This is a genomic window from Parasphingorhabdus sp. (assembly GCF_048267785.1).
In the GTDB taxonomy this organism is placed as follows: Bacteria; Pseudomonadota; Alphaproteobacteria; order Sphingomonadales; family Sphingomonadaceae; genus Parasphingorhabdus.
Window position 1 is genome coordinate 1 of record NZ_JBLWWU010000029.1, and the last position, 17,039, is coordinate 17,039.

General features: G+C 54.8%; 26 protein-coding genes and 1 other RNA gene. 11 read left to right on the forward strand and 16 right to left on the reverse strand.

Going from position 1 to position 17,039, the window contains the following annotated elements:
* An RNA gene (gene rnpB, locus ACN0VD_RS16250) (RNase P RNA component class A) lies at positions 1–159 on the forward strand; the annotation flags it as partial.
* Between the two features lie 46 nt (positions 160–205).
* Positions 206–742, forward strand: a complete 537-nt coding sequence (locus ACN0VD_RS16255; RefSeq protein WP_417596161.1) for a J domain-containing protein — start codon at positions 206–208, stop codon at positions 740–742.
* Here ACN0VD_RS16255 and ACN0VD_RS16260 read toward each other — a convergent pair.
* From ACN0VD_RS16260 to ACN0VD_RS16305, 10 genes are all read right to left on the reverse strand, one after another.
* Positions 739–1,149 carry a SufE family protein gene (locus ACN0VD_RS16260; protein ID WP_417596163.1) on the reverse strand — a complete coding sequence of 137 codons (411 nt, stop codon included), beginning with the start codon at positions 1,147–1,149 and terminating at the stop codon, positions 739–741. The genes ACN0VD_RS16255 and ACN0VD_RS16260 overlap by 4 nt on opposite strands.
* A 178-nt stretch (positions 1,150–1,327) precedes the next feature.
* Positions 1,328–1,558: a hypothetical protein gene (locus ACN0VD_RS16265; RefSeq protein ID WP_417596209.1), complete on the reverse strand. Its 231-nt coding sequence runs from the start codon at positions 1,556–1,558 to the stop codon at positions 1,328–1,330.
* Positions 1,559–1,594: 36 nt separating this feature from the next.
* Entirely contained in the window at positions 1,595–1,849 is a 255-nt protein-coding gene (locus ACN0VD_RS16270) for a hypothetical protein (RefSeq protein WP_417596165.1), read from the reverse strand.
* On the reverse strand, positions 1,849–2,115 hold the full coding sequence (locus ACN0VD_RS16275) for a hypothetical protein (protein WP_417596167.1): 267 nt from the start codon (positions 2,113–2,115) through the stop codon (positions 1,849–1,851). Before ACN0VD_RS16275 ends, ACN0VD_RS16270 begins: the two co-directional genes overlap by 1 nt.
* 34 nt (positions 2,116–2,149) lie before the next feature.
* Entirely contained in the window at positions 2,150–2,479 is a 330-nt protein-coding gene (locus ACN0VD_RS16280) for a hypothetical protein (protein WP_417596169.1), read from the reverse strand.
* Positions 2,479–2,787, reverse strand: a complete 309-nt coding sequence (locus ACN0VD_RS16285) for a hypothetical protein (RefSeq protein WP_417596171.1) — start codon at positions 2,785–2,787, stop codon at positions 2,479–2,481. The genes ACN0VD_RS16280 and ACN0VD_RS16285 overlap by 1 nt, the downstream gene beginning before the upstream one ends.
* A gap of 23 nt (positions 2,788–2,810) precedes the next feature.
* The gene (pspC, locus tag ACN0VD_RS16290) at positions 2,811–3,194 is read right to left on the reverse strand and encodes an envelope stress response membrane protein PspC (protein WP_417596173.1); all 384 of its coding nucleotides are present in this window, start codon (positions 3,192–3,194) and stop codon (positions 2,811–2,813) included.
* A complete protein-coding gene (pspB, locus tag ACN0VD_RS16295; protein ID WP_417596175.1) occupies positions 3,191–3,496 on the reverse strand; it encodes an envelope stress response membrane protein PspB in 306 nt (101 codons plus the stop codon). Before pspB ends, pspC begins: the two co-directional genes overlap by 4 nt.
* Entirely contained in the window at positions 3,496–4,170 is a 675-nt protein-coding gene (gene pspA / locus ACN0VD_RS16300; protein ID WP_417596177.1) for a phage shock protein PspA, read from the reverse strand. Before pspA ends, pspB begins: the two co-directional genes overlap by 1 nt.
* A gap of 149 nt (positions 4,171–4,319) precedes the next feature.
* Complete coding sequence (locus tag ACN0VD_RS16305; protein WP_417596179.1) at positions 4,320–4,496, reverse strand: hypothetical protein; 177 nt, start codon at positions 4,494–4,496, stop codon at positions 4,320–4,322.
* 161 nt (positions 4,497–4,657) lie between these two features.
* Between ACN0VD_RS16305 and pspF the strand changes: the two genes are divergently transcribed.
* Positions 4,658–5,704, forward strand: a complete 1,047-nt coding sequence (gene pspF, locus ACN0VD_RS16310) for a phage shock protein operon transcriptional activator (protein ID WP_417596181.1) — start codon at positions 4,658–4,660, stop codon at positions 5,702–5,704.
* A 48-nt stretch (positions 5,705–5,752) separates the two neighbouring features.
* Here pspF and ACN0VD_RS16315 read toward each other — a convergent pair whose 3' ends face one another.
* Entirely contained in the window at positions 5,753–6,316 is a 564-nt protein-coding gene (locus ACN0VD_RS16315; RefSeq protein WP_417596183.1) for a urate hydroxylase PuuD, read from the reverse strand.
* A gap of 183 nt (positions 6,317–6,499) precedes the next feature.
* On the opposite strand from ACN0VD_RS16315, the gene ACN0VD_RS16320 reads away from it, so the two are divergent.
* On the forward strand, positions 6,500–7,105 hold the full coding sequence (locus ACN0VD_RS16320; RefSeq protein WP_417596185.1) for a superoxide dismutase: 606 nt from the start codon (positions 6,500–6,502) through the stop codon (positions 7,103–7,105).
* 15 nt (positions 7,106–7,120) lie between these two features.
* Here the strand turns inward: ACN0VD_RS16320 and ACN0VD_RS16325 are convergent, their stop codons facing one another.
* The 5 genes from ACN0VD_RS16325 to ACN0VD_RS16345 form a co-directional block, all read right to left on the reverse strand.
* Entirely contained in the window at positions 7,121–7,759 is a 639-nt protein-coding gene (locus ACN0VD_RS16325) for an inner membrane-spanning protein YciB (protein WP_417596187.1), read from the reverse strand.
* Positions 7,756–8,685 carry a signal recognition particle-docking protein FtsY gene (gene ftsY / locus ACN0VD_RS16330; RefSeq protein ID WP_417596189.1) on the reverse strand — a complete coding sequence of 310 codons (930 nt, stop codon included), beginning with the start codon at positions 8,683–8,685 and terminating at the stop codon, positions 7,756–7,758. The genes ACN0VD_RS16325 and ftsY overlap by 4 nt, the downstream gene beginning before the upstream one ends.
* Positions 8,682–9,947, reverse strand: coding sequence for a tRNA (N(6)-L-threonylcarbamoyladenosine(37)-C(2))-methylthiotransferase MtaB (mtaB, locus tag ACN0VD_RS16335; RefSeq protein ID WP_417596191.1), 1,266 nt, complete (start codon positions 9,945–9,947; stop codon positions 8,682–8,684). The genes ftsY and mtaB overlap by 4 nt, the downstream gene beginning before the upstream one ends.
* A complete protein-coding gene (gene dapF, locus ACN0VD_RS16340; protein WP_417596211.1) occupies positions 9,944–10,747 on the reverse strand; it encodes a diaminopimelate epimerase in 804 nt (267 codons plus the stop codon). The genes mtaB and dapF overlap by 4 nt, the downstream gene beginning before the upstream one ends.
* Positions 10,748–10,821: 74 nt before the next feature.
* Positions 10,822–12,459, reverse strand: coding sequence for a putative bifunctional diguanylate cyclase/phosphodiesterase (locus ACN0VD_RS16345; RefSeq protein WP_417596193.1), 1,638 nt, complete (start codon positions 12,457–12,459; stop codon positions 10,822–10,824).
* 295 nt (positions 12,460–12,754) lie between these two features.
* On the opposite strand from ACN0VD_RS16345, the gene ffh reads away from it, so the two are divergent.
* From ffh to trmD, 7 genes are all read left to right on the forward strand, one after another.
* On the forward strand, positions 12,755–14,218 hold the full coding sequence (ffh, locus tag ACN0VD_RS16350) for a signal recognition particle protein (protein WP_417596195.1): 1,464 nt from the start codon (positions 12,755–12,757) through the stop codon (positions 14,216–14,218).
* Between the two features lie 44 nt (positions 14,219–14,262).
* On the forward strand, positions 14,263–14,727 hold the full coding sequence (rpsP, locus tag ACN0VD_RS16355) for a 30S ribosomal protein S16 (RefSeq protein ID WP_417596197.1): 465 nt from the start codon (positions 14,263–14,265) through the stop codon (positions 14,725–14,727).
* A gap of 3 nt (positions 14,728–14,730) precedes the next feature.
* A complete protein-coding gene (rimM, locus tag ACN0VD_RS16360; protein ID WP_417596199.1) occupies positions 14,731–15,219 on the forward strand; it encodes a ribosome maturation factor RimM in 489 nt (162 codons plus the stop codon).
* Positions 15,216–15,569 (forward strand): hypothetical protein, encoded by a 354-nt coding sequence (locus ACN0VD_RS16365; protein ID WP_417596201.1) that lies wholly within the window; start codon positions 15,216–15,218, stop codon positions 15,567–15,569. Before rimM ends, ACN0VD_RS16365 begins: the two co-directional genes overlap by 4 nt.
* A complete protein-coding gene (locus ACN0VD_RS16370; protein ID WP_417596203.1) occupies positions 15,566–15,880 on the forward strand; it encodes a hypothetical protein in 315 nt (104 codons plus the stop codon). The genes ACN0VD_RS16365 and ACN0VD_RS16370 overlap by 4 nt, the downstream gene beginning before the upstream one ends.
* A gap of 58 nt (positions 15,881–15,938) precedes the next feature.
* The gene (locus ACN0VD_RS16375) at positions 15,939–16,295 is read left to right on the forward strand and encodes a hypothetical protein (protein ID WP_417596205.1); all 357 of its coding nucleotides are present in this window, start codon (positions 15,939–15,941) and stop codon (positions 16,293–16,295) included.
* Positions 16,292–17,039: tRNA (guanosine(37)-N1)-methyltransferase TrmD (gene trmD / locus ACN0VD_RS16380; protein ID WP_417596207.1), on the forward strand; the 748-nt coding region annotated here is incomplete at its 3' end. The genes ACN0VD_RS16375 and trmD, both read left to right, overlap by 4 nt.

A 17,039-nucleotide genomic window follows, 5' to 3' on the forward strand; every position in this document is an offset into this window, starting at 1 on the left:
CCCACCTGGAGCAAAACCAAATAGGGGCGGCATATGGCTTTTTCGGCTTGCTGCCCGGGTTGGTTGCTAGAGCCACGCAGCAATGCATGGCCCAGATGAATGGCTGGCTATTCCGTTTCGACGGATGGACAGAACCCGGCTTACAGACCCTCTGGTATTATCTTAACGGTAGAACTCACCCGGTTCCTCTGTTAGAAAAGAGACTATGCCAAAAGCAAAACGATCCGATAATTGGGGTTTTCCCCGCTGGGGAAGCTATGAAAGCTCCCGCGAAACGCAACAAGTCAAGATTTGTGACCGGCACGGTTGCAACGAACCCGGCAATTGTCCTGCGCCCAAATCTCCCAACAGTCCCGAACGCTGGTATTTCTGCCAGACCCATGCGGCCGAATATAATCGGGGATGGGACTATTTCGAGGGGCTCGACAAGGAAGAGCGCAAGAAGCGCGAAGCGGACGAGCAGCGCGATGCCAATGCCTATCAGGAAGCCAAGCATTATAGCTGGATGGGATCCGGTGACGGCAGCCGATCGCGCGACGAAATGACCGCGCTGGAGATTTTTGACCTGACTCCCGATGTCGAGTTTGAAACGGTGAAAAAGGCGTGGCGCTCGATGGCCAAGGAATATCATCCCGACGTCAATCCCGGCGATGCCGAGGCCGCGAAAAAATTTCAGACAGCACAGGCAGCGTTCGAGGTGCTGCGCATTGCCGAAGAACGGCGAGTGTGGAAGCCGGTCTAGGCTTTTTCCAGACGTTCGGCCGTCTGCTGGATCAGTGCAATCATATTGGGAATGCCCTGGGTGCGGTTTGAACTGAGCTGATTCTTGAGATCAAAGGGTTGCAGCACGGTGGCGATATCGGTATTTTTGATGGTCTCCGCCGGCTGATCCTGCACCGTTTCCAGCACCAGTGCGATAATACCCTTGGTAATCGCGGCATTGCTGTCGGCGAGAAAATGCAGGCGCCCGTCATCCAGTTGCGTCGGATAGACCCATACAGACGCAGAACAGCCGCGAACCAGGGTCGCATCGGTTTTTAGCGCATCCGGCATCGGATCAAGCTGTTTGCCGAGATCGATCAACAGACGGTAGCGATCATCGGGTTCGAGGAACTCATATTCTTCGATCAGGTCGTCAATTTTGCTCATGGGGTGGCGGTTAGCAGTGTCCGGGGCCAAGGTCACCCGTTTTTAGCCGTCCGTTTGCGACGCGCTATCCATCTACTGGTCTTGGGACAATTCCCCATTCGTGCTGGGACTGAGGAAGGGCAGGCGGCACGCACTCTGGCCGATTCTTTTCGACAGGCTCAGCACGAACGGTGAGTGACTAAAGCTCCACGCCTGCTGCGATGGCTTCGAGTTTGCGGATGCGTTCTTTCAGGTCGGCAACCTCAATCCGTGAGGTGGCGGTTGGCGGATTATCCTCCCGCCGCTGTTCCAGTTCGCGGGATTTCAGGGCAATCCAGTCGCGCCATCCACGGAGGGCCACAAGAGCGACGACGGTCAATCCAATCAGTGAAAAGGCTGCGGTGATCATGTAAATTGCAGAGTCTTGCATCATGCTTGTCCTTCTACTTCTATCTTCCGGACCGGACTAGCGGTCCCGCAATTGTTCAATTTCATTTTCGAGCTGCTTGGTGCTGTGTCCATCGGTGGTGATCTGCTCCAGCACCGCAACGCGTTCCTTCAAATATCTCATTTCCTCGCGCATCTGCTCGGCATCGGGATCGACTTTATTGGGAAGGTGGCCGTATTTTTCTGCCATTTTGCTTTGGTGCCGGGTCCAGATCACGAGCCCGCCCAGCATGAAAGGCGCCAATGGTATCAATGCCCAGACAAGATCACCCATCAGTTCAGCTCCTTCATTTCGCTAGCATCCCGTAATTGTTCAATCTGTTGTGAAACATCCATGCCCTTGTCGGTCACTATGCGCTCAAGAACCCGAACGCGCTGTTCAAGCAATTCCGTATGCGCGGCATATTGCGCGGCCTTTTCCGCTGTCATCTGCGTTTGCACCTTAAGCTGTTCCTGTTTGTATTTTATCCAGGGCTTTACGAAAACGCCGCCGATAATCGCGAGCAATCCGCACGAGATGCCGAGGATAGGGATAAGCATTGGAAATTCCATTTTATAGGCTCCATGGATTGGTCTAATTTGTGCGCTTGTCGCGCAATTGCTCGATTTCCTGGGTTAGTCGGTGGCTGTCATCAGTGACGATCCGTTCGACATTGGCGAGTCGGTCTTTCATCGAACCGATTTCAGCCCGCAATTCGGCATTTTCGTTGGTCAGCAATTTGACCCGTTCGACCGCTTCACGATCTGTCCTGGGATAGACCGACTTGCCCCACTGGTTTTCGAGAGGGTAGCCGTTCTTGATCCGCATCCAGGTGGTGACGACCCAGCCGCCAACTGCAATGGCAGTGACAACTGCGATTATCGGAGCGATCTCGGTGATCAAGGCAATCTTTTCCGGGTCCATCAGTTTTGCTCCCGGAGCGCTTCGATTTCATCGGCAGTGCGCTTCGCCGGGTCTGTGGCAATCCGCTCAAGGACCTGGAGGCGTTCCTGCAGGCGGTCGATCTTGCCGACCAATTCTGCATTTTCGTTGGACAGCAATTCGATCTTGCGATGTTCGTCCGGACCGGATTTTGAAGATTTTCCACTTTTTCCGCCCCATTCATCTTCCAGTTCATAGCCATGTTTGGCTCGGATCCAGTTGTTCACGATCCACGCTCCGTAGCTGATGGCGATAATCGCGATAACAAATTGCGGGCTTCCCCAATCCATATCCATTCTCCCTGTTGAGGCGCTTAGCGCAGACTTTCTATCTCGTTCGACAGCGCCGTATTCTTGCTGGTGTAGTAAAGTTCCATGTCGGCCAGCTTGCGATCAATTTCCCGGAACCGTGATTTGATATCCCGGGTCGTGCGGCGCGGTGACTGGCGCACGCCCTGCCAGAATTTGGTATCTTCCGGGTCGCTCAGATACATCTCACGGGGTTTTGGCTCGGAAATTTTCGCAGCGATCCAATAGGCGACCAGCGTCCAGGGAAAGGCGAAGGTGACGGTGGCGATAATCGCTGCCAGTCGGACCCATGCCACATTGATGCCGGTATAGTCGGCAATCCCGGCGCATACCCCGCTCCATTTCGCGCGTTTTTTGTCGAGATAGAATTTCGTGCGGGAGGAGCTCATGATGGGTGCCTTTCTTTTTTCAACAGCTCGTCAAAATTGTCGAGCGTGGGAACAGGGTCGGTGGAAGCCCTGGGCAGGGCAGATTGACGCCAGTCAGGATTGTCCGCTGCCATGATCCGCTCGATGGTTTCCATCCGGTCATCCAGACGGCGGGCCATGTGGTGCAGTTCCTCCAGCAAGTTTTCATCTTCGTTGGTGATGGTCGCGGCGGTTTTCCACTTGGTGACATAGTGAAATATGATCCAAGGGAACGCGACGAAGACGCCGAGTACGGCAAATAAGGGTACAAAAATATCTTCCATTATACGTCACCTTTTTTCATGGCCGCCTTCATGGCTTCCAGTTCTTCATCGACCTTGTCGCTGGATTCCAGCGCCGCGATCTGGTTCTCCAGGCTCTGCGGTTCGCCACCCATGCCAAGCGCATCAGCGCGGCCTTCAGCAAAATCGACCTGGCGTTCGAGATATTCGAAACGGGAGAAGGCATCGTGGACCTTTTCGCCATTATACATTTCGCGCAGTTTTACGCGGTTCTCGGCGCTCTCCAGTCGATTGACCAGGCTGCTCTGGCGCGAGCGGGCTTCCTGCAGTTTTTTCTGCAATTTGGCGATGTCACCCTCTGAAGAGCGAAGCGCTTCGTCGAGGACCTGAATTTCCGCTTTCAGCTGGTCGGCCATGTCGGCGGCCTTGCGCTTTTCAACCAGCGCCGCCTTGGCCAGATCTTCACGATCCTTGGAAAGTGCGAGCTGGGCCTTTTCGCTCCAGTCTTCGGTCAGATGATCGAGCTTGTCGATATGCCTGCGCATTTCCTTCTGATCGGCAATTGTACGAGCCGCCGAGGCACGAACTTCGACCAGAGTTTCCTCCATCTCAAGGATGATCATGCGGATCATTTTTGACGGGTCTTCCGCCTTGTCCAGCATGTCGGTGACATTGGCGGCGATGATGTCGCGTGTTCTTGAAAAAATACCAGCCATGTACATACTCCGGTTGCGTTTGTGGTTGTGTTTGAACTTGTTCGAGCCTTGGCCCCAATCCTGTTCTACATCATCCTGTTGAATTTCAAAAGGTGGCCGGGACTTGACTTCGGCAAGGGGGAAAGAAGTGGTCCCGGCCATTTTGTCTGTCATGCCCGATAACCAACGTTGATCAGGCTGACAGGAGGGGAAGCGATTTGGGTGCTTGCGATCGTGCCTTCGGCCTGTGCGGGTCCGACTGCGCTGATCATGATCGTCACGCCAAATAGCAGGATCGAGATGATCGCGGAAATATCGGTGCGGGTCATTTTGTTCAATGCTGGCATGATTTCCTCCAGTGGTTGGTGTATTTCGTATCTGACACCTACTTTGCAGAACCCGTGCCAAATTATCTATCCTATTGATAAATAACGAAATAGTGGATTTTTCCGCAACGTGAACATAGTATTAATTGCTATTTAATAGGAATTTGCACTATATATTGGCCATGAAACGGGAAAATCAGTTTGTCGGGGAATCGGGCGCTTTTCTCGACGCAGTCGAAAAAGCCAGTCGGGCGGCACCGCTGGACCGCCCCGTGCTTGTAGTCGGTGAACGTGGAACCGGCAAGGAACTGATCGCGGAACGTCTTCACCGGCTCAGCCTGCGCTGGGATGGTCCGTTCGTTACCCTCAATTGCGCTGCCATGCCGGAAACCCTCATTGAAGCGGAATTGTTTGGTCACGAAGCCGGTGCCTTTACCGGCGCAAGCAAGGCGCGGGTAGGGCGGTTCGAGGAAGCGGATGGCGGGACGTTGTTCCTTGACGAACTGGGAACCTTGTCGACCGGCGCGCAGGAACGTCTGTTGCGGGCGGTGGAATATGGGGAAATCACCAGGATCGGATCATCCCGACCGCAGCGAGTCGATGTCCGCATCGTCGCGGCGACAAATGCCGATCTGCCGAAAATGGCGGAGGATAATAAATTCCGGGCTGATTTGCTTGACCGTCTGTCTTTCGAAGTTGTCACTTTGCCGCCGCTGCGGGTGCGGGAAGGCGATATTCCGGTGCTCGCCGACTATTTCGGCCGCCGGATGGCGGCTGAACTTGATTGGCCGACATGGCCCGGCTTTGGCCGCCTCGCTTCCGAAGCGTTGAGTCGCCACACGTGGCCCGGCAATGTGCGGGAATTGCGGAATGTGATTGAGCGCGCGGTCTATCAATGGAATGATCACAGCAGACCGGTTGACCATGTCGTGTTCGACCCTTTTGAATCGCCGTGGAAACCACGGGAGACCAGATCGCGGCAGGAAAACGAGCAAGCTGCGCCATCACCCGCAAAAGTCTCGCCTGCGCCCAATGAACCGCATGCATCGGAATCTGCGCTATATGATGTCGACGATATGAAGACGGCGGTAGAAGCTTTTGAAAAACGGATATTGGAAAGCGCGCTGGCCAAATCGCGCTACAACCAGCGGCAAACCGCCAAGGCGTTGAACCTGACCTATGACCAGCTACGCCATGCGCTGAAACGGCACGATCTGCTCGGGTCATAAAAAAAGAGGGCCGCCAGGCCCTCTTTTCATGCTTCCATATCTTCCATTTTATCCAGCGTTGGCGTTTACCATCGCGTAGAACATCGGCAGCGAAAGCAGGACATTGGTGCGCGATGCCATCAGCGCGATTTTCCCGGCTGCCGCTTTTTCGTCGGCCGTTGCTTCGACAATGCCGAGAACTCTTTTCTGCTTGGGCCAGATGATGAACCAGACATTGGCCGCCATCACAATGGCGATCCACATGCCGGCACCGATCATTGCATAGGGTTCTTGCAGCGTCATCGCCTGATGGACCCAACCGCTCACCCATGCGACATAAAGGCCGGTCACCACTGTCAGCAAGGCAGCCCAACGGAAATAGAACAAGACCTTCGGCGCGATATGTTTGCCGACCGCAGGTTTCAGTTCGTCAGGAATGGTCGGCATCAACGGCACCTGAACAAAGTTGAGATAATATAGCAGGCCGATCCATAGTACGCCAAAGAACAGGTGAAGCCAGCGGCCGATGCTATTCCCTGTGACCATATCGCCGTGCAGGCCAAACATCAGTGCAAGAGCAGCAATCAGCCCCACAATCATTACTGCATTCAGGTTTCCAAAAAACTTCGCCATTAGTCATCCCCCCAGATTTTATTTTACATTTAGGCCCTAACATTATGTCCGTGTCGGCTGCATGTCACGAAAAAATGGTTTTTTGCCGTTCCGAAGCGCTGAAAGGCATATTTCCCCTTGCATCTTTCCTTCGATTGATGCGTTTACGCAGCGTATGTCACCTACAAATGGAGAAAAGACAAAATGGCTTTTGAACTTCCCCCGCTTCCTTATGCAAAAACTGCCTTCGGAGATTTAATCTCCGAGGACACCTTCAACTATCACCATGGCAAGCATCACAATGCCTATGTCAGCAAGACCAATGACGCGATCGAAGGCACCGCCAACGAGGGCAAAAAGCTTTCGGAGGTCATTGCAGCGGCAGATGGCGGCCTGTTCAACAATGCGGCCCAGGTGTGGAACCACAGCTTTTACTGGCTGTGCCTTTCACCGGAGAAAAAGGAGATTTCCGGCGAACTGAAAGACCGTCTGGAAAACGCCTTCGGTTCGATCGAAGATTTCAAAGCCAAATTCAAGGACGAAGCTGTCGGCCATTTCGCCAGTGGCTGGGCCTGGCTGGTACTCGACGGGGATGAGTTGAAAATCACATCCTACCATGATGCCGACTCGCCTGTCGCGCATGGCGTGAAGCCTCTGCTGACGCTCGATGTCTGGGAACATGCCTATTATCTGGATTACCAGAACGCGCGTCCGGACTATGTGTCCGCGCTGCTCGACAATGCAATCGACTGGGACTTTGTTGCCCTCAACCTTGACGGAGACGGTGTCAGCCGCGCCGATCAGGGCTAAAAGAAGCCAAGGAGATTAAGCCGCGTCCTGACTGTCGGGGCGCGGCTTTTCTTCGACCGAGAAGCCATGCTTCATCAGCATCGGAATATTGGCCATCGCGAAGACGAAAGAGGCGGTGGTGACGCCCCACACCTTGATCGTGAGCCACCAGTCAAAGCTCAAAGTCGCTACCATCAGCTCGTTGGCAATGGCCATTGCGACAAAGAATATCCCCCAGTTGCGGGATAGTTTCAGCCAGCCCTCGTCGTTCAACCCTTCAAACGCCGCTTGCAGCAGACTTTTCAGCATCGCTTTTCCGCGCAACAATCCGCCAAATAATATCGCCGCAAATCCGGCGTAAATGATCGTTGGCTTATGCTGGATGAACCGTGGGTCATTGAAATAGATGGTCAGTGCCCCAAATCCCAGAATCAGGATGGCAGACATCCACATCATGGGTGAAATCTTGCCCAGCTTCCATTTTGAAATGATCATGGCAATGATAATCGCGATCATGAAGGCAACCGTGCCATAGACGGCTGCGGTGATCGGATTGCCTGCCGGAGCGCCGAATTTGTAGACGAGGAAGAATATCAGCAGCGGCCCGAAATCGAGCGCGAAGTTCAAACCGCGGTGGTCTTTTGGAATTTCTTCAATTGCTGTCGTTTCGGTCATTTTTCTATCCCGGCTATGGCTGCGGCCAAATCTTCGGCCTTGAACGGTCGTAAATCATCTACACTTTCCCCGATCCCGATCGCGTGAATCGGCAAACCATATTGTTTTGCTGCTGCGACCAGCACGCCGCCGCGCGCGGTGCCGTCCAGCTTGGTCATGATCAGTCCGGTCACTTTGGCGACATCTTGGAAAACTTCTATCTGAGAAAGGGCATTTTGTCCGGTCGTCGCGTCCAGGACCAGTACGACATTATGCGGTGCTTCCGGATTAAGCCGCCCGAGCACCCGCCGAATCTTGTCCAGCTCGTCCATCAACTCGGTGCGGTTCTGCAACCGCCCGGCTGTATCGACGATTAATACGTCGATGCCGGTTGCGGTGGCCTGTTTGACGCCTTCGTAGACGATGCTGGCGCTGTCGCCGCCCTGCGGGCCGCTGACGATAGGTACACCCAGCCTCTCGGCCCAGATTTTAAGCTGCCCGATCGCCGCGGCGCGAAAGGTATCGCCGGCGGCCAGCATGACACCATAATCCTGTTCCAGAAAGAGATGGGCGAGCTTGGCAATCGTCGTGGTCTTGCCGGAACCGTTGACCCCGATCACCAATATCACCTGGGGCCGTGGAAAAGCGTCTATTTCGAGCTGTATCGCAACCGGTTCCAATATGGCGGCTATTTCGCGCTGGATTATCTCCTTCACCGCATGTTCGCTGAGCCCTTTTTCAAACCGTTCAGCTGCAAGTTTTTCCCGGATCGAGGCGGCGGTAGCAGGACCAAGATCCGACATGATCAGCGCATCTTCGATATCGTCGAGCGTGGCTTCGTCCAGCTTGGCCTTGGTCACCAGCCCGGCGAGATTTTCCGTCAGCCGCGCCGAAGTTTTTCCAAAGCCGCCGAACAGACGATCTTTCCAACTGTTCTTTTCGGTCATGCCGCTATCCTGCCAATCAATTGTTCATCCTGCATGCCCGTAATTTCTACCGGAACCATCTGGCCTTTGTTTGCCGGCGCGTCCAGTAGAACGCGGGCAAAACTCTCCGAATAGCCGCTGTCACCGGAAATTTCCGCGAGCACGGTCTGTTTCGACCCGATCAATGACCGGCGCCATGCCTGCGCGCGCCGGGCAACGGCCTCGCGCAATATTCGCGCTCTTTTCTTTATCAACTGTCCGTCAACCTGCGGCATTTTCGCTGCCGGAGTGCCCTGTTTCGGCGAATAGGGAAAAATATGGCCATGAACAACATCGCACTGCTCGATTATCGAACGGCTGTTGGCAAACATCGCGTCATCTTCGGTCGGGAAACCGGCGATAATATCGGCCCCGATCGCAATCTCCGGACGTCTGGCTTTCAGCCGTTCGACCAGATCGATCGCCTGCTCCCGGTTGTGCCGCCGCTTCATGCGCTTCAGGATCATATTATCGCCGGACTGGAGCGACAGGTGGATATGGGGCATCAGCCGCGCTTCGCCGGTGAGCAGGTCAAACAGACGGTCATCAATCTCGATACCGTCCAGAGAGGAAAGCCGGAGCCTTGGCAGGGCTGGGACGTGCTTCAATATCCGTTCGATCAACATGCCCAGTGTCGGCTCGCCGGGCAGGTCGGGGCCATAGCTGGTGACATCGACCCCGGTCAGCACGACTTCCTGAAAGCCCTTGTCGACCAGAGCCTGCACCTGATCCACGACAAGTCCGGCGGGAACCGAGCGGCTGTTGCCTCGACCAAAGGGGATGATACAGAATGTGCAGCGATGGTCACAGCCATTCTGAATCTCGACAAAGGCGCGCGACCGGTCGGAAAAGGCGCTGACCATATGCGGAGCGGTTTCGGTGACCCGCATGATATCGGAAACCCTGATATCCGGACGATTGCTTTGCAGACCGAGTTTGAAATTGGCCGCGTCATATTTGTCGAAATTGCCGACCACCGCGCTGGTTTCCGGCATGGCGGAGAACATCGCGGGATCGACTTGCGCAGCGCAGCCGGTCACGATTATATTTTTCTCCGGATTGTCTTTCTTGGCCCGGCGGATGGCCTGCCGCGTCTGCCGGACTGCTTCGTTGGTCACAGCGCAGCTATTGACGATAATCAGATTGTCCCCGTCAATATTATGGGCGGCCAGATTCTGCCGCAACGTCTCGCTTTCCGCGATATTGAGCCGGCAGCCCATGCTGATCATTTCCGGTGCGCTCATCCGAACTGGGTCCAGTCAGATTCACCCGAAAAGACATAGGTGGTCGGGCCCTGCATCCGGATTGTATTGCCTTCTTCCCAGCTGATGACCAGGGTTCCGCCCGGTAATTCCACTTGCACGGGACTGGTCACCAGGCCGCGTCTGATTGCGGCAACGGCAGTCGCACAGGCTCCGGTGCCGCAGGCCCGGGTCAAGCCTACGCCGCGCTCCCAGACGCGCAAATGGATTGTGCCGTCCTTGATATGGGCAACATTGACATTCACTTTGTCGGGGAACAGGGGATCGACCTCGATCATCGGGCCGAGCCGGTCAAGTTCGACGTTATCGCTATCGTCCACGAAAAAAATCACATGCGGATTGCCGACATTGACGGCGGCAGGATTTTGCAGATCTTCCCAGCCAACTGGCATGTTGAGCGTGTCCATCGCATAGCCGAGTGGTATGGATTGCCATTCAAACCGGGGTGTGCCCATGTCGACGATGGCGCCATCTTCGGTTGCGTTGCCGGTAATAATCCCGCCATCGGTTTCGATCCGGGTTTCGTCACCAATCAGCTTGGCGACGCATCTGCTGGCGTTGCCACAGGCCTCCACTTCACTGCCATCGGCGTTGAAAATCTGCATTCTGACGTCGGCTTTACTGGACGGGCGCAAGATGATCAATTGGTCGCAGCCGATCCCGCTGTGCCGGTTTGCAATCGCCGCGACCATTGCACCGGACAATTCGATGGTCTGGTCGCGCGCATCGATAATGACAAAATCATTGCCCAATCCATGCATTTTGTGAAAGCGTCCGGTCATCATGTCAGGCGATTTAGGGATGCAGTTCGTGCGAGTCCAGCAATTCGGCTAATGCTGACCGTCGGCAACTAGTTCTAGCCAACGTTCTTGTGCAAATCTTCGACAGCGGTCGAAGCTGATGTTTCGATGTCCGGACGGTCGCTTTCTGCCACCGGTTTGGCCGGCAACAAATTGCGTTCCGCCAAAATCTCGCGGGTTTGATGGACCGACAGAGGACGGCCATAATACCAGCCCTGACCTTTGGTGCAGCCCAGACTGCGCAATTCGTCTTCGGTTTCCTTGTCCTCAATGCCCTCGGCGGTGATCGTTATGCCCAGACTGTCTCCCAGGCCGTTGATTGCCTTGACGATTGCCTTGCTTTCCGGATTTTCAAGTATCGATGTCACGAAGTTGCGGTCGATCTTGATCCGGTCAAAGGGCAGGGCGCGCAAATGGGCAAGCGAGCTATAACCGGTGCCAAAATCATCCAGCGCGATCTTGATGCCCTGATTTTTCAGGCTGTCGACGATGGATTGCGCCAGGCTGAGGTTTTCAAACAGCGAACTCTCGGTAATCTCGATTTCCAGACGATTTGCCGGAAAACCGGTTTCCACGAGCAGCTTCACTATTTTCTGGGCCAGCCAAGGATCAAGGAGCTGAATCGGCGAAATATTCACCGAAATGGTGAGGCTTGGGTCCCAATGTTTGGCGTCATCAAACGATTGTCGCAAGACACTGAGCGAGAGGTCACCAATCATTCCGGTTTCTTCGGCAATCGGGATGAATATTTCAGGAGAAATAAGCCCTTGTGTCCGGGATTCCCACCGACAGAGCATCTCGAAGCCCTCTAGCTTGCCAGTCGCAAGATCTATCTGCTGTTCATAATAGGGCACGAACTCGCCCTTTGGAATGCCCGCGCGCATCTCGGTCTCGAGGGAATTGCGCGTCTGTAGTTCCTTCTCCATCGTGTCATCGAACCAGCAATGGCGATTCCGTCCCTGTTTTTTCGCGTTATACATGGCGATATCGGCTTGCCGCATCAGGGCATCAACGCCATTAGCTGCAGGATCATAGCACGATATACCGATCGAAGTGGTTACAACGAGATGGATGCCATTTTCGATGATTGGCGAAGCGATCACGTCAATCAGATCATCCGCAATCCTCTCGACCATTTCCGGCTGCTCCGGATCAAAAATAAACGCGCAGGCGAATTCGTCGCCCCCTAACCGTGAGAGCAGGTTCTTGGGCGGCAGGACGCTGGCAATGCGGCTCGCCACATGCTTCAGGACGGTATCGCCAGCGTTATGGCCGTATACGTCGTTGATATTTTTGAAATTGTCGAGATCAAGCATCAGAAACGCGACGCTTTTATATTTCCGCTCGGCCGCGTCGACCAGATCGGTCGTTTTCTCTTCGATGGTCCGGCGGTTAAGCAATCCGGTCAGCGGATCGGTAACGGCGAGTAAATGGGCACGTTGTTCGGCAGCCGCCCTTTCTTCCACTTCGAGCGAAAGATCCCTGTAACGACGCCATCCAAACAGAATAAGCGCGATATTGAGCAGGAAAGCCGAACCCAATATATTATCGCTGCCGCCGGCCTGGCCGGACAGGGAAGTGATGGCATCCGACAATACGGTCCCCCCCGTGCTCGCAAACATCAGAATGGCACAAATGACAATGACGCCGGTTAAAGCGTCACGTCTGGCTGAAAGTTTATATACGTTTTTCATAGTTTGGACGCGTTCGTCGGCTACTGGTCCAGCCATAATGAAATCCCCCGCTGTTATTATAGATTTCTTACGCCAGCAGTTCTCAATTTCTAGTTAAGATCAATCTATACTAGCTGAAATCCGGGCTTGCGATTTGCGGTAAAGTGGATTAGTGGACCGGCGCTAGAGGCAATATCTGATTGCCGATTCAGTTTAGAGTTTAAAAAACTCACACGCCGATCAGCGAGGTTTCGCCCATCGGCGTTTTTTGCGTTGGCCGGGAAATTGGTCGTTTTGAAGAAGGAAGGGCGGGAACATGTTCGATAAGTTAAGCGACCGCCTTGGTGGAGTTTTCGATAAGCTGCGCGGCCGCGGTGCGCTGCGGGAAGAAGATGTTCGTGGTGCGATGCGCGAAGTGCGGATCGCTTTGCTTGAAGCCGATGTTGCTCTGCCGGTGGTCAAGGATTTCGTTGAGAAAGTGACCGAGAAGGCCGTTGGTCAATCGGTCCTCAAATCGGTGACTCCGGGCCAGCAGGTGGTCAAGATCGTCAACGACGGTCTCGCCGAAATGCTGGGGTCGGAAGTCAGTGGGCTGGAACTGTCGGTCGCGCCGCCTGCGATCATCATGATGGTTGGTCTGCAGGGATCGGGTAAAACGACCACCACGGCGAAAATTGCCAAGCGACTGAAAGACAAAGAGAACAAGAAGGTCATGATGGCCTCGCTCGACGTCAATCGTCCTGCGGCTCAGGAGCAGCTCGCCGTATTGGGTGAGCAGATCAACGCCGCTACTCTTCCGATCGTCACCGGGCAGCAGCCGGTAGAGATTGCCAAACGCGCGTTGCAGGCCGCGAAACTGCAGGGCTTTGATGTCCTGCTGCTGGACACCGCCGGACGTCTCCACGTCGATCAGCAGTTGATGGACGAGATGAAGTCGGTTGCCGATATTTCCCAGCCTCAGGAAATTCTGCTGGTGGTAGATTCCTTGACCGGACAGGACGCCGTCAACGTTGCACAGAATTTCTCCGACCAGGTCCCGCTGACCGGTGTCGTGCTTACCCGCATGGACGGCGATGCACGTGGCGGTGCTGCCCTGTCAATGCGCGCGGTTACCGGCAAGCCGATCAAGTTCGTCGGTGTCGGCGAAAAAATCGATGCGCTTGAAGAATTTCATCCCGAACGCGTTGCGGGCCGGATCTTGGGCATGGGCGATGTTGTCAGTCTGGTCGAAAAAGCGGCTCAGGTTGTCGACAAGGAAGAATCCGAAGCGCTTGCCGAGAAAATGCTCAAAGGGCAGTTTGATCTCAACGATCTGCGCTCGCAGTTGAACCAGATGACCAAGATGGGTGGTCTGGGCGCTATGGCATCGATGATGCCCGGCATGAAAAAGGCGAAAGCGGCGATGGCCGGTGGTGCGATGGACGAGAAGGTTCTGGTCCGAATGGATGCAATCATCGGCTCGATGACCAAGGAAGAACGGACCCGCCCGGGTCTGCTCAATGCAAAGCGCAAGCGGCGTGTGGCGATCGGTTCCGGTACAACGGTGCAGGACGTCAACAAGCTGCTCAAAATGCATCAGGAAATGGCCAAGGCGATGAAGCGCATCAAGAAGATGGGCGGGATCAAAGGGCTGATGTCGATGTTTGGCGGCGGAGGTGGCGCAGCCGGTGCCGGCATGGGCGGACAGGATGGTGGCCTCGCTGGCATGCCTGGTCTTCCCGACATGTCGCCCGGCGGACTTCCGCCCGATCTGGCAAATTTATTGAATAAGAAGAAATAGTCGTAACAATTTGAATTTATGTATTTTTAGAAAGGTTTTTTAACATGGCAGTAGCAATGAGAATGTCCCGGGGCGGATCCAAGAAGCGTCCTTATTACCGGATCGTAATCGCTGACACCCGCGCACCGCGCGACGGCAAGTTCATCGAACGGATCGGCAGCTACAACCCGCTGCTCGCAAAAGACGACGAAAAGCGTGTTGTTCTGGATACCGAGCGTGCGAAACATTGGCTGGAAATGGGCGCCAAGCCTTCTGACCGCGTCGCCCGTTTTCTCGACGCCGCTGGTCTGCTGAAGCGCGAAGCGCGCAACAACCCGAACAAGGGTAAGCCAGGCGAAAAAGCCACCGAGCGTCTCGAAGAGAAAGCGGAAAAAGCCGCTGCAGCTGAAGAAGCTGCCAAGGAAGCCGCTGCCGCTCCGGCTGAAGAAGCTCCGGCTGCGGAAGAAGCACCCGCCGCTGAAGAGGCTCCTGCGGAAGAAGCACCTGCTGAAGAAAAGTCCGAGGGCTAATCCTTGGATACGGTTGATCCGGGCAAACCCGTCCCCCTTGCCGTCATCATTGGCGCGCACGGGGTGACCGGGGAAGTCCGGCTCAAGCTGTTTTGTGACAGCCTGGACAGTCTCAAGGCGCACAAGACGTTCAACGGCGGTGCATTCACGCTGAAATCGGTCAAACCCCATAAAATGGGTGCGATTGCGCGGATCGCCGAAATAACCGACCGCAACGGCGCCGAAGCCGCCCGCGGTACAGAACTGTCCGTCCCGCGTTCGGCCTTGCCGGAACTGGGCGAGGACGAATTCTACCATATCGATATTATCGGCCTGCGCTGCGTCTCCGACGCGGGCGAGGAACTTGGCAAGATATTCGCTATCTATGAATTTGGCGCCGGGGACGTGATCGAGATCGAACGCGCCAATGGCAAAAAGTTCATGGTTCCGGTCATTGCGATCGACATGAGTGGCGATCCGGCAATCGTCGAAGCGGAGTTTGTCGAGGAGTGATCGGCCCGATATTCTATATCCTGCTGGTCTTCGCGCTGGTTGTCGGGCCTGCCTTTGCGGGCTGGAAGTTGAGCCGGAAGCACGGTCAATCGGTCCGCATGGCGGGAACGGTAATGGCAGGGCAGTTGGTTCTCACCCCCGTCATGGCCTATATCATTTTCTCAAAAAGCACGATTGTTGCTGATAACCCCGTAAAAACAGCGCTCACATATGCCGCCATGGGGGTAGTCATCTCGATCATGACATTCGTGGTTCTGGAGATCAGAAACACCACCAAGAGCAGAAAAGCGACGGCTCGCGCGACTGGGATCGATACAGGTGATGATCCGGCGATTGTCGAACCGCTATGATGCTGATTGTCATCATTTTCCTGATAGCAGGGCTGACCGTCGCGATTATCGAGATTGCGAAACGGTTCAAGCCGGACATAAATCTCGCCTGGCTGCCGTTCTGGGCCAGTCTTCCGATACCGGGATTATTTGTGGTCTATTGGTTGTTCAACATGTGGTGGCTGCAATCTGATCAGTGTCGGGATATTCAGGTCTGTGGCCGGGAAGGCATGGTGTATATGTCCGTCGGAGCCGCCGTGGGTATGTTTGGCAGTTTTTTCGTCGGTATGACGACGTCCATATTGTGGATAAACTGGCGCAAGAAGAAATGACGGTCACCGCGCCAATTTTGACTCATTCTCCAAGCATTTCGAACTCGGAGCTTGTTGTGTGAACGAAAATACACTCTCAAATGTTATTTCTATGGCTAGGCAAGTGTCTGGCTTAAAATCGATTGATGCAGAGACCGCCGTCGATCAAGATTTGAGGATCGCTGGTGACGATGTAGTAGAGTTTATCGATCTTATAGCTAAAAAATATGGAGATGAGGTCTATCAATGGCCGTGGAGCCGATTTGCGATGATGGGCGAAGGGTTATCGCTTCTTTTTTTGCCGATGTTGATCTGGCAGTTGATTAGTTGGCCGTTTCGCGGGACATTTGGTTATCCCGGCAAATTGGAACGATTGACCTTGGAGCACATTGCTAAAGCGATAGACGCTGGTCACTGGATAGAACCAATACGATGACCTTCACCGCCCAAATACTCACTCTCTATCCGGAAATGTTCCCCGGGCCGCTCGGCACATCGCTGGCGGGCAGGGCGCTTTCGGAGGACAAGTGGTCACTTGACACCATCAACCCGCGTGATTTTACCACCGACAAGCATCGCAGCGTCGATGATACGCCGGCGGGTGGCGGGGCTGGCATGGTGTTGCGGGCTGACGTCATGGCGGCAGCGGTCGACCACGCGGTGGAACGAATGGCCGGTAAGGTAGCGGCACAGAACTCCGTTCGTGCTGAGCTTGTCGAAGTACGGACGGCGGCTGAAGAAACAGGTCCTTCGACAGGCTCAGGACGAACGGCTTCTAGCCTGCCAACTGCTCCAATTCTTGCGATGACCCCCCGCGGAAAACCGCTCACCCAGGCGCGTGTCCGGGAAATTGCAGCCGGTCCCGGCGTCACCATAATCTGCGGCCGTTTTGAAGGATTTGACGAGCGTCTGTTCGATGCGCGCCCGATCGAAGAAGTCTCGATAGGCGATTATGTCCTGTCAGGCGGAGAAATGGGCGCTTTGGTGCTTTTAGACGCTTGCATTCGACTGCTTCCCGGGGTAATGGGCGCGTCGTCTAGCGGAGATGACGAGAGTTTCGAGCACGGAATTCTGGAATATCCGCAATATACCCGACCTCAAATATGGGAAGGGCGCATAATCCCTGAAGTCTTGCGATCGGGGGATCATGCGAAAATAGCTGCTTGGCGGAAACAAAGGG